At 39.0% G+C, this 12917-nt stretch carries 10 protein-coding genes; 9 read left to right on the top strand and 1 reads right to left on the bottom strand.

Features of this window, described 5'->3' with window-relative positions:
* The first annotated feature begins 375 nt into the window (after nt 1-375).
* The gene (locus ACUN24_RS17940; RefSeq protein ID WP_445563746.1) at nt 376-2982 is read left to right on the top strand and encodes a DUF7133 domain-containing protein; all 2607 of its coding nucleotides are present in this window, start codon (nt 376-378) and stop codon (nt 2980-2982) included.
* 68 nt (nt 2983-3050) lie between these two features.
* Here the strand turns inward: ACUN24_RS17940 and ACUN24_RS17935 are convergent, their stop codons facing one another.
* The gene (locus tag ACUN24_RS17935; protein ID WP_121284921.1) at nt 3051-3236 is read right to left on the bottom strand and encodes a hypothetical protein; all 186 of its coding nucleotides are present in this window, start codon (nt 3234-3236) and stop codon (nt 3051-3053) included.
* A 952-nt stretch (nt 3237-4188) separates the two neighbouring features.
* On the opposite strand from ACUN24_RS17935, the gene epsC reads away from it, so the two are divergent.
* From epsC to ACUN24_RS17895, 8 genes are all read left to right on the top strand, one after another.
* Nucleotides 4189-5001, top strand: a complete 813-nt coding sequence (gene epsC / locus ACUN24_RS17930; protein WP_445563745.1) for a serine O-acetyltransferase EpsC — start codon at nt 4189-4191, stop codon at nt 4999-5001.
* Nucleotides 5002-5012: 11 nt separating this feature from the next.
* Nucleotides 5013-5885: a cysteine synthase CysM gene (gene cysM / locus ACUN24_RS17925; RefSeq protein ID WP_445563744.1), complete on the top strand. Its 873-nt coding sequence runs from the start codon at nt 5013-5015 to the stop codon at nt 5883-5885.
* Nucleotides 5886-6031: 146 nt separating this feature from the next.
* Complete coding sequence (locus ACUN24_RS17920; RefSeq protein ID WP_445563743.1) at nt 6032-7648, top strand: Na+/H+ antiporter; 1617 nt, start codon at nt 6032-6034, stop codon at nt 7646-7648.
* A 133-nt stretch (nt 7649-7781) separates the two neighbouring features.
* A complete protein-coding gene (locus ACUN24_RS17915; RefSeq protein WP_445563742.1) occupies nt 7782-9065 on the top strand; it encodes an ATP-binding protein in 1284 nt (427 codons plus the stop codon).
* 170 nt (nt 9066-9235) lie between these two features.
* A complete protein-coding gene (pxpB, locus tag ACUN24_RS17910) occupies nt 9236-9976 on the top strand; it encodes a 5-oxoprolinase subunit PxpB (protein ID WP_445563741.1) in 741 nt (246 codons plus the stop codon).
* Between the two features lie 2 nt (nt 9977-9978).
* On the top strand, nt 9979-10977 hold the full coding sequence (locus ACUN24_RS17905) for a 5-oxoprolinase subunit C family protein (protein WP_445563740.1): 999 nt from the start codon (nt 9979-9981) through the stop codon (nt 10975-10977).
* A gap of 2 nt (nt 10978-10979) precedes the next feature.
* Complete coding sequence (locus tag ACUN24_RS17900; RefSeq protein ID WP_445563739.1) at nt 10980-11735, top strand: 5-oxoprolinase subunit PxpA; 756 nt, start codon at nt 10980-10982, stop codon at nt 11733-11735.
* The gene (locus ACUN24_RS17895; protein WP_445563738.1) at nt 11732-12916 is read left to right on the top strand and encodes an NRAMP family divalent metal transporter; all 1185 of its coding nucleotides are present in this window, start codon (nt 11732-11734) and stop codon (nt 12914-12916) included. Before ACUN24_RS17900 ends, ACUN24_RS17895 begins: the two co-directional genes overlap by 4 nt.
* Nucleotide 12917: the final 1 nt, after the last annotated feature.

The following is a 12917-nucleotide window of genomic DNA, read 5'->3' as shown; positions in this document are numbered from 1 at the left end:
CCACTTTGGAGCAAGTGTTTTACGAAATAATTTACCTGATTCTGATGGAAGTGGTTTTTTACCTTATTTATATCGTGTTTTTTCTTCATTAATTTATGTTTTACTTGTTGTTATGCATAATTATAGCTGTTTGAAGCTTATTTAGTTGCCCATTGTAATTAACTTGAACTGTCGCTTTAAATTAATGTGGATCTTTACCAGGATAACGTTTGTGAAGTTGTTTTACTTTAAAATGAAGTAAATAAGTTTAGAGGTCAGTAAGTAAAAGTGTCAAATGGTTGATAATTAACTTAAAATGCACAAAATTGTGGCACAAGAGAATTTATATTTTTTTGTAAGTTTACCGAGAAACCGACCAGAAACAATAACACACAAATGATTAAATTTTCTTTAAGCTTAATTTCTTTTACGCTAGTTTTTTTTGGATTAAAAAACTTTTTTAGTGAACCAGAGATACAACGCGTATCGCCCCCCGAATTAACAATCACCAATTTTGCTGGACCCGATATTACACCTAGCCCAGCGTGTTTAGCTGTAGCGCCAACAGGAGAAGTATATGTTGGTGTTGATATGATGGGCTCTTTAGGTAAAGATCCTGGTAAAGGCCATATCCTTAAATTGATAGATAAGGATAACGATGGTAAAATGGATGAACATATAGATTTTGCCGAAGTGGATAATCCCCGGGGTATTATTGTTCAAGGTAGCCAGGTTTATGTATTGCATACCACTTTTTCGAAAGAAACAAAACAGGCTACGGGCATGAATTTAGTTGTTTTCGAAGATAAAGATGGTGATGGAAAGGCAGATGGCCCCGAAAAACCGCTTATTGAGCATATCAGTAATGCCAAATATATCCGTGAACGTGGCACCGACCATGCCACCAATGGTATAAGAATGGGTATTGATGGATGGATTTATATTTCTGTAGGTGATTTTGGATTCCATGATGCGGTTGACCGTTCAGGCAAAAAATTAACGATGTTGGGTGGTGGTATTTTACGTGTCCGCCCTGACGGAACTGAAATGGAAGTATATACACATGGAACACGTAATGTTTATGATGTAGCTATCGATCCTTACATGAATGTTTTTACCAGGGAAAATACCAACGATGGTGGTGGTTGGAATGTTCGTTTCTCGCACCACATACAATCTGGCGAGTATGGTTATCCCGTTTTATTTCAGAATTTTACCGACGAAATTATTCCAGCACTTGCTGATTTGGGTGGAGGATCGGGTACCGGAGCATTGTTTATGGATGAACCGAACTGGCCTGAACAATATAACCATGTACCAATGATGGCCGATTGGGGCAGAAGCATGCTTTATATTCACAGAGTGACCGCTGATGGGCCAACCTTTACACAGAAAGACGAAGAGTTTATTAAGCTACCTCAAATTACAGATCTTGATGTAGATGGTTCAGGAAGACTATATTTATCAGCCTGGGATGGTGCAGGTTATTCTGGTAGCCCAAATAAAGGCTATGTTGTTCGTGCAGTACCCAACAACTGGACATACAAAGCTTTTCCTGATGTTAAAAAAGCTTCAATTAAAAAATTAACCGGGTTAATTAAATCGAATAGTGCAGTAGCCCGTTTAACTGCCTCACAGGAATTGATTTTGCGCAACAATAAACAAGCTATTGCAGCGGCTTTAAAAGTGGCTTCCGATCAAAGTTTAGCGCTTGATGTGCGTATAGCCGGTATGCATACCTATGCACAGCTGACCAAAGAAAGTGGTATCGCAACTTTAGTTGAATTTACCAAAGACAAAGCACTTAAGGAATTTGCTTTAAAAGCACTTGCTGATCGCAAATCCTATATAGACAAAGTACCTGTTGAACCATTTTTAGAAGGATTAAAGGATGTTTCACCGCGTGTTCAGGTGGCTTCGATTATTGGTTTAAACCGTTTGGGCAGGGCAGAGGTTGCCAATGTGCTTTTACAAACCAAGGTGCCAGCTTCATTTGCGGCACCTGCCAAAGGTACTGAAGGACCTCATGCAACACCAAATTCAGCTATTATTTTGCCTCACTTAGCTGTGCGTGCTTTAGTTGATCTTCAAGCTGTCGATGCTTTGCTTGCTGCAGTTAAAACTGAAAATTCTACCCTTGCGCTTTGGGCCTTACGTTATATACATACCGAAAAAGCTGTTAACGGACTGATCGAAAACTACAAACAATCAACAGATGAAAAATTAAAACAACAAATCCTGGTTACCTTAGGCCGTTTATATAAAAAAGAGATTGCCTACGATGCTTCCTGGTGGTGGGGTACACGTCCTGACTCTCATGGGCCATACTTTAAAGCCGTTTCATGGGAAGGTTCTCCAATTATTGAGAAATTCCTTAAAGAAGAAGCTACAAAAGCTGGAGCACATGGAAAACAATTTTACGTTGATTTAAATGCACGCCAAAGGATGGATATCCCTGAATTTGCCGAAGAAGAAAAGGTAGTGGCGGCTGAGGAACCAAAAATTGATTTGGATAAAATCAAAAACAAAAAAGGTCAGGTAGGTAAATCATCTATAGAAGATGTATTATTGGCTATAAATAAATTACAAGGCGACCCGTTAAAAGGAAAGAATATTTTCAATAGTCAAGGCTGTATTGCCTGTCATAGTTTAAGCAAAAGCGAGAAAATGAAAGGTCCTTTTATGGGACAGATTGGCTCTATTATGAACCGTGAGCAGATTGCAGAATCAATATTAAAACCTAATGCTTCAATTTCTCAGGGATTTGCTTCGGTAATGATTACAGCCAAAGGCGACCGTACGTATATGGGCTTTATTACAGAAGAAACAGCTGCCAAGGTAGTTGTTCGTAATATTGCAGGTGAGGTTTTCACCATTAAAGCGGGTGATATCCTATCAAGGAAAGAAATGGAAACTTCGATGATGCCGGAAGGCCTTGCCAATTCATTATCATACGAAGAACTGGCTTCTTTAGTTTCTTTTTTATCTGAACAGAAGAAATAATAAATAGTAAGTAATAGCATTTCCGGTAGTATATCGATCGGAAATGCTATTTTAATTTGGGGTTGCTGCTAATAACAATTCCTGCGGATAATAATAATTTCCCCGTGAACCAACTGAAAGATATAACTGGAAATACTCACCGACTTAAAAATAGCGATGCGGTATACCAGGCCAGATTTTTTATCAAAAGTGATCTCCTCACCGATATAAATCTTATCTAATTCTTTTACAGTCGTTTCTACAGTTATCAACATGTATTGGTAACATTGCCAAACCGGTCTGGTTTTGAGAAACTGGCTTATCCTTATTCCTTAAAGGAGTAATCGTTAGTTCATTGGTCATTGGTTCACCAGTCATTAGTTCATTGCTCTGCTGTAGAAAGGCTGTCATCTTGACCGCAGCAACGCGAAGTGGAGAGATCTATCCAGATAGATTTAGCTTCGCAGAGCCTTCCGTTGTACCCCGCTCGAAATGAAGATAACTGTAGTGATTTTTAAGCGTAAATTAATTGCTGTCACTCACATTTATTGTTCAAATCAATCTACACCAAATTATCTCTCAGCCCTTCGACTCCGTTACCATCGACAGATTTAAAAAATCGCCGTCATTTCGACTGGAGCGCAGCGAAATGGAGAAATCTTTGAACTATGCTAAAAGATTTCTCCACTGCGGTCGAAATGACGCCCTTTATACTGTCATCAACCTCCGATGTATTTGAAAGATTCTAACGTCTACCATTGACAGACACCAATAGAAAAATCGTCAATTGCGAGGAGCAAAGATAACCGAACGAAGTTACTCATGAATACCTTTAAAAACAACTGCAAAAATGAATAATCTTAATGCGCATGCTAGTAGCGATCGTTGTAAGATTGCTTCCCCGAAAATCGGGGCAGGCTGTCGGCTGAAAAAGCCTTCTCGCAATGACGATTCCTCACAGTCTACAGCTCGTTAAAAATTCTCCTGTCCATTTATATTGATTTTTATACCATAAACTATCCTTCAAGGTGACAAACCGAAGAAGGTTTAATTTTCTCTCAACTCCAGGCTAATCGACTTCCGACTATGGACTTTTTTTGTTATTTCCCGGCAATTTTTATAATAAAACTCGACGAGTTGTTTTGGTTTAAAAAAACAAAACCTACATTAGCGATTAAATCTATATATCTAGTCGATGAGCAGATCGGCCAGGTTTGACCACCAGTTATGGATAACCATTTTTTTGAACAAATATTTAAAAACCCACTTGAGCAGCACAATATACCACCGAATGAAGTAATATCGAAATGGGCCGAAAAACTGATCCAGGTACTTTTTCCAGAAAATGCTGCTAAAGCCTTTTCAACGGTTGAGGAAGTTAAAGAGCAGGTTTCTACTTTAGAACTTGAACTTTATGATATTATTTCGGCAAGTTGTAAATTAAGGAACAGCGAGTGCAAAAATGCAGCGGGTCAGTTTTTTGCAGAACTGTCATCGCTTTACCGTGTATTGAATACCGATATCCTAGCCATTTATGAAGGCGATCCGGCGGCACAAAGCAGGTTTGAGGTAATCAGAACTTATCCGGGGTTTTATGCCATCTGTTTCTACAGAATTGCCCATATGCTTTATAATTTCGGTATACCACTGGTTCCGAGAATTCTTACGGAATATGCCCATTCTAAAACAGGTATCGATATCCATCCAGCAGCCAGTATTGGCGAATACTTCCATATCGACCATGGAACTGGGATTGTTATCGGAGAAACCAGTACAATAGGCCGTTACGTCAAACTTTATCAAGGGGTAACACTTGGTGCTTTGAGTGTTAAAAAAACGTTGGCGGGCAGCAAGCGCCACCCAACGGTAGAAGATAGGGTGGTAATCTATTCGGGGGCAACCATATTGGGAGGAGAAACCATCATTGGGCATGATAGTATCATTGGTGGGAACGTATGGCTTACCGAAAGTATCCCTGCTTTTTCTACTGCTTATCATTCGCCAATAATTACCATTAGAAACCATAAAGAAACCAATTAATATAATAAAATATGGCAGGAATAATCGACCTGATTGGAAATACGCCAATGGCTGAACTTCAAAAGCTGAATATTAACCCGGCTGTAAAGGTATTTGCCAAATTAGAAGGAAATAATCCAGGCGGTAGTGTTAAAGACAGGGCGTCGCTCAATATGATCAGAAGTGCAATAGAACGTGGTGATATAGCCCCCGGAACTAAACTGGTGGAGGCCACAAGTGGTAACACAGGAATTGCACTGGCCATGATTGCAAGTTTATATAACTTAGAAATTGAACTGGTTATGCCAGCCAATTCTACACGTGAACGTAAGGTAACGATGGAAGCCTTTGGTGCAAAAGTAACATTGTTGGAAAGTATTGAAGCATGCAGGGATTATGCGGAAGAAAAAGGTGCTTCAAAAGGGTATTTTTTATTAAATCAATTTGCAAATCCAGATAATTACCTGGCGCATTATAAAACAACCGGACCAGAAATATGGAGAGATACCGAAGGGCAGATCACACATTTTGTAAGTTCTATGGGAACAACAGGAACCATTATGGGCTGTTCGAGATTTTTCAAGGAAAAAAATAATGATATTCAGATTGTGGGCTGTCAACCTACTGAAGGTTCTTCTATTCCAGGAATTAGAAGATGGCCAACAGAATACCTTCCAAAAATATTCGAACCGGAACGTGTTGACCGTGTGATGGACATTGCGCAGGAAGAAGCTACAATGATGTCGAGGAGGATGGCCAAAGAAGAAGGTTTATTTGCGGGCATGAGTTCGGGCGGTGCCTGTGCAGCAGCTTTGAAGCTTGCTGGTGAACTAGATCAAGGAACCATCGTTTTTATTGCCTGCGATCGGGGAGATCGCTACCTGAGCAGCGATCTTTTTGGTTGAGTTTAAATCATTAATGTTGCCGGGCTTCTTTGATAAAAGTATTAGAACTCTTTGAGTAATGGCTTCCATCTCAAAGGGTTTTCCTATGTAATCTTAATGGTTTGGCATTCGCTTCAAATTTGTATTTTAGACCAAGCCTAAATAATATGCATCAACTGATTATACAATACGCTTTTTTGCTTGCAGTAATTCTTTTCGTGGTAATGCTGGCGCAAAAAATCCGTATTGCTTATCCCATTTTATTGGTCATTGCAGGTTTAGCCCTGAGTTTTTTGCCGATCCTTCAAGATATTGAAATAGAACCAGAACTCATTTTTGTAATCTTTTTACCTCCTTTATTGTACGAAGCGGCCTGGAATACCTCATGGAAAGATTTTTGGAAGTGGCGTAGGGTAATCAGTAGTTTTGCTTTTCCCATTGTTATTTTTACTTCAACAGTTGTTGCCTTAATTTCCCGTAGTTTAATTCCGGGCTTTACCCTCGCCCTGGGCTTTTTATTAGGTGGTATCATTTCACCGCCAGATGCGGTATCTGCATCGGCCATACTCAAAAATGTTAAAGTACCTAAAAGGCTCACTACTATTTTAGAGGGCGAAAGTTTATTGAATGATGCGTCCAGTTTGGTTGTATTTAGGTTTGCATTGGCTGCAGTAATGACGGGAAGTTTTGTCTTTAGCAAAGCTGCCGGCAATTTTGTAGTGGTTATTGTAATGGGGATTTTGATTGGGATTGCGGTAGCCCTGATTTTTTATGCTTTGCACAGATGGTTGCCAACCACCACCAATATCGATATTATCCTTACTTTTTTAACGCCTTACGCAATGTACATGACTGCAGAGGAATTTCATTTTTCTGGCGTATTGGCTGTGGTAAGTGGAGGTTTATTTCTTTCAGCCCGTAGAGATCAAATCCTTACCCATCGAAGCCGGTTGCAAAGTATTAATGTTTGGGAAGCTGTAGCCTTTGTACTTAATGGTTTCGTTTTTTTACTGATCGGTTTAGAATTTCCCGTTATTATCAATGGTTTAGGAGAAAATGGCCTTTTGCCTGCTATCCGTTACAGCGCTATTATTTGTTTGGTACTCATTCTGGTGCGATTGGCCAGCACCTACGGCGCTTTGTATTTTACGCGTTTCATTAGCCGGTACATTACAACGGCTGATCCGAATCCAAGCTGGAAGGCACCATTACTTTTTGGCTGGGCAGGTATGCGCGGTGTAGTTTCTCTGGCTGCAGCACTTTCTATTCCAGTAGCTTTGAAATCTGGCGAAGCTTTCCCTCAGCGCAACCTGATTTTGTTCATTACATTTAGTGTAATCCTGGTAACCTTAGTTTTACAGGGTTTAACATTGCCAGCACTTATTAAATGGGTGGATATGCCTGATCCGGATTATACCATTCCTTTTGAACAGCAGAAACAGATGGTGAGGAAAAAATTATCCATGTTATCACTAAAAATTCTTGACGAAAAATATCATGATGCTTTAGAACATAACGATATGATCAGGTCAATTAAAATCCGGATCGAGGCTGAGATGGAATTATTGAGGGATTGGGAAAAAGAAGAAAACATTTCACGGTCCGAAGACTTTTATCACGATTACCGCATTGCATTGGAAGATATTATGTCTGAACAGCGTATTTTGTTAAAAGGGCTAAATAAAAAAGAGCAGATTAATGATGAGTTGATCAGGGAACAATTAGAGCTGCTGGATCTCGAAGAAGAAAAACTTCGCAGACATTTTAGTCAGCGGGATATTTAACGATAAACTTCTGGCTGATAGCATGATGCAAAGCGATAAATCAAGCCAATTAGTGTGGTGTATATCAATCGTTATGATTAACACCTGGAATGATTAAAATATAATGATATATTTGCTAATTAATTTAGCAATCATGTCGGTAAACGTTAATATCACTTCAAAAGGAATACAAAAGGTACTTAAGAACTATAATGAAAAGCAGGCTATTGGGGAATATATTTGGAATGGTTTTGATGCCAATGCGAATACCATCCGTGTAGATTATGTAGCCAATGCGCTTGGCCTTTTGGAGCAGTTAACTATTGCTGATAATGGTTATGGAATTAATTTTGATCGCTTACAACAAAAATTCGATCCGTTTTTCGAATCTGAAAAATCTATTCAGATTGTAGCACCAAAGCACACCTCGAAAATGCATGGCCGTAATGGGGTAGGGAGACTTACCTTTTTTACCTTTGCGCATAATGCCGTTTGGCAAACCACTTACCAATCAGAAAAAGGATTTTGTTCTGGCGAGATACGAATTAATACTGGTGGTTTAAATAGTTACAGCCACGATTTTTCCAGCGTTCCTGGCAATACTGGTGAAACCGGAACAACCGTTTCATTTACTAATTTGAAGATCAGTCAACAAGATATAGAAGGAACAGTGATTCCTTTTTTGATAAACGAATTCTGTTGGTTTATTGAATTGAATAAACACAAAAATTACTCCATTATTGTAAATGGCGAAGCATTGGATTTTAGCAGCAATATTAAAACTGTAGAAGAGTTTAATCTTTTTTATCCCGATACTGCCGTTAATTTTAAGATTAAATATGTTCATTGGAAAGAAAATCTGCACAAAGAACTCTCTAAATACTATTTCTTAACCAGTGGAGAAGAAATATATAAAGATTACACCACCTTAAATAAAAAGAGCGACGATTATTTTCATAGTGTTTATATTGATAGTGATTTTTTTCGTGATTTCGATTTTAAGAGTTTCGAAAATGAAGGACAGGTGGCCATATTTGGTGCAGCTAAATCTTCGGCCGAATATAGGTTTTTGATTAAAGCATTAACGGAATATCTTAAAAGTAAACGTAAACCTTTTTTAAAAGAATATGCCAACCGCCTGATTGAAACTTACGAAGAGGATGAGATTTTTCCTGTTTATGCCAGCGAAAGAGAGCAAGAATTAAGGAAGCCTGAGTTGGTTAGTTTAATTAAGGCATTATATGAAGTGGAGCCTAAACTGTTTAGTAGTTTGAATACCGATCAGAAAAAAACCATTGTACGCCTGATCGATCTTTTAATGCGTTCTAACCTCCGTGATGAAATTTTTGAAATGTTTAATGGTATGATCGAATTAGAAGCCGAAGAGCAGGATGAGTTATGGAAATTGATAAAAGGCCTTGAAGCGTCTAAAAATTAGATTTATATTTTATCAGTGATTTAGTGATTTCATGCTGATATTCCTGCTTTTTTTATCCTATTGTCAAAATCTTTGTTATTTTAAGAATATATATTCATTTTTATAGCGGCAGTATAGCTGTCAGTCCCGTATGATGATGAATATTTATTATTAAACCTTACTGTTTTTGTATGAATGACCAGTTAGGGTATTTTGGGACAAATATGCCCTTAAAAATTTACGGGTTGAGCGAAAAATCGGTTACAATAACGTTCGGAGCGGCTATCGATAACGATTTGTTACGTTTGATTACTGATTTTAATCAATTGCTGTTGCAAAATCCTTTTTCTGGTTTTATTACTACTGTCCCGGCTTACACTACCTTAACTGTTTTCTTTGATCCGTTAAGTGTGATGTTATCAGATCTCCCGGGAGAGGTTTGTTTTGAAAAAGTATCCACTCATTTAAATAAAATTGCACAAATAAAAAGAGAAAAATCGAAAGTAATGGCTAATAAACTGGTTATTCCGGTATGTTATGGCGGCAATTTTGGTCAGGATCTTTCAATAGTAGCCCACACCAATAACCTTACCGAAACTGAGGTAATCGATATCCATACGGCTGGTGAATACACTGTTTTTATGATCGGTTTTGTGCCAGGTTTCGCTTATATGGGCGGGATGGATACCAGAATATCAACCCCCAGGAAAGAAGTTCCTGATGCTAAAATACCAGCAGGATCAGTAGGTATTGCAGGCAATCAAACCGGTATTTATCCAATGGAAACACCCGGAGGCTGGCAGATTATTGGAAAAACACCATTAAAGATATTTGAGGTAAACCGTTCGCAACCATCACTTTTAAAGGGAGGTGACCTGCTTACTTTTAAATCCATTGGTATAGATGAGTTTAATGCGTATGCTGAAATATGAGTATGAAAATCAGCATCATTAAGCCGGGTTTGTTAAGTACTATTCAGGATCTGGGCAGGTACCGATACCTCTCGCAGGCTGTACCTGTTTCTGGCGCTATGGATGAGTTGGCTCACCGTTTAGCCAATAAAGCAGTTGGTAACAATGATGATAATGCGACCATAGAATTTACCTATGCCGATGCTTCGTTTAAAGCTGAAACTGATATTTTAGTAGCTTATTCCGGTGATGGAGCTTTCCTGGTTTATAATGATCAAGTAATGCCTGCAGAAAAGCCATTGTTTTTTTCGGCTGGTTCCGTTATAAAGCTGATCCATAATGCAATTGGTGTGCGTACCTATCTGGCTGTTGCCGGTGGATGGAATGTGCCAGATCTAATGGAAAGTAAAAGTACATTTCTTGCTGCTGCTTTTGGTGGCTTTAAGGGAAGAGCATTGCAAAAAGCAGATGTTTTGATCGGTGATACCACTATTAGCGAAGTATCAAAAGAGATATTAGACAAATTAATTCATAGGTCGTTAACCTATCCAAATTGGCGCATTTCGCGCGAAAGTTTATTGCCAGAGAAAAGGCAAAACATTAGAGTTGTGTTGGGCAATGAAATCGGCTGGTTAGATGCAATATCCATTATTTCATTTTTAACCAATTTTTATACCGTCGATAGAAGGAGTAATCGCATGGGGTATCATTTATCTGGAAAACCATTAGTGAGGAAGGTTAAAAAGGAATTGCTCAGTACAGCAGTAACTCCCGGGATTATCCAGGTCACCGGAAGTGGCGACTTGATTATACTCATGGCCGACTGTCAAACAACTGGCGGTTATCCCCGCGTTGCCCATGTTGCTGCGGTCGATTTGCCTTTATGTGCCCAGTTAAAACCCGGTGACACCATTCATTTTTCTGAAATTTCGAGCGATGAGGCAGAAGAACTTTACCTGGAACGTGAACACGATTTATCATTAATTACTACTGCAATAAGCCTTAAATATATCAAAACATGAAAATGATCGATCTTAATTGCGACATGGGAGAAGCATTCGGAAATTATGCCATGCCCAATGATGAAAAACTAATGGATTATATTTCATCGGCAAATATTGCCTGCGGTTTTCATGCCGGCGATCCGGCTGTAATGCAGCGAACTGTAGCTTTAGCCTTAAAAAAAGGAGTAGCCATTGGTGCGCACCCTGGTTTGCCCGATTTGCAAGGCTTTGGTCGTAGAGAAATGAAGATCAGCCCAAATGAAGCCTATCAGCTTACTTTATATCAAATTGGTGCATTAAGTGCTTTTGTAAAAGCTGCAGGTGGTAAATTACATCATGTTAAAGCGCATGGTGCACTATATAATATGGCTGCAAAAGATACCACTTTAGCAAAAGCGATTGTGCAGGCTGTTTACGATTTCGATCCAGGTTTGATCTTATATGCCTTGGCAGGAAGTAAGATGATAGCTGAAGCTGAAAAAGCAGGCATAGTTACCGCATCAGAAGTTTTTGCCGACCGTAGTTATCAGGATGATGGTTTACTTACTCCACGCTCAGCAAACAACGCTTTAATTACTAACGAAGAAGATGCTGTAAATCAGGTTTTGGGATTTGCGTTAAAGCAGGAAGTAAAGAGTATAAACGGAAATCGTATCGCCGTAAGAGCAGAAACGGTTTGTTTGCATGGCGATGGTGAACACGCTGTTGCTTTTGCTAAATTAATAGCTGAACGATTACAAAAAGAAGGTATCGTAATTAAAGCCCCAGCAATATGAAGCCAAAATACAATTGGAGTGTACTTTTAGGGGCAGCTTTTTTAATGGCTTCTTCGGCCATTGGTCCTGGATTTTTAACACAAACAGCAGTTTTTACCCAACAACTAGGCGCTAGTTTTGCCTTTGTCATATTGCTATCCATCATATTAGATGCCATCGCACAGTTAAACGTTTGGCGGATTATTGCGGTTGCTGATAAACCTGCTCAGGATATAGCCAATAAGGTTTTTCCGGGCTTGGGTTACTTTATTTCATTTCTGGTTTTTTTAGGTGGTTTGGCTTTTAACATTGGTAATATTGCTGGTGCTGGCTTAGGATTAAATGTGTTATTTGGCATTAGTGTAGGGCAGGGCGCTGTAATCAGCGCTATTATGGCAATAGGGATCTTTATTTACAAAGAAGCGGGCAAAGCAATGGATGTTTTCGCCAAAACCATGGGGCTGATAAAAATTGTACTGGCCTTAATTATTGCCTACACCAGTTCGCCACCATTGGCAGAAGCGGCATTAAGGGCTGTAAACCCTACACAGTTTAGTTTTACCGCCGTATTAACCATTGTCGGTGGAACCGTTGGTGGTTATATTACTTTTTCGGGCGCTCATCGCTTATTAGATGCCAGGCAAACCGGAATCCAAAATTTAGGCGCCGTAAATAAAGGTGCATTAAGTGCCATCGGACTGGCATCTATCATGCGCTTATTATTATTTATTGCTGCTTTGGGTGTAGTAAGTAAAGGTTTTACCTTAGATCCATCCAATCCGGCCGCCTCGGTTTTTAAATTGGCCAGCGGCGAAATAGGATATAAAATTTTTGGTGTAGTGATCTGGGCTGCGGGAATTTCTTCTGTTGTGGGCTCGGCATATACCTCCATCTCTTTTATTAAAAGTTTTCACCCACTGATCTTAAAGTTTAACAGAGAGATTATCATTGCCTTTATATCCATATCCTGTGTTATTTTTATCCTGATCGGTAAACCCGTAAAAATATTGCTTACTGTAGGCGCTATTAATGGTTTTATTTTACCCATTGCATTGGGGATTATGCTTATTGCGGCCTATAGAACTAAAATTATCGCAAATTATAAACAACCACTTTGGTTAACACTAACAGGTTTAGCTGTGGTATTAATCATGGTTTGGATGAGTTACGGAACCATTTTACAGATGATGAACGGAGAATAAA

It is taken from the genome of Pedobacter sp. WC2501 (genome assembly GCF_052682415.1).
The sequence above is the reverse complement of the archived record's forward strand: the minus strand, read 5'-3'. Positions and strand labels throughout refer to the sequence as shown.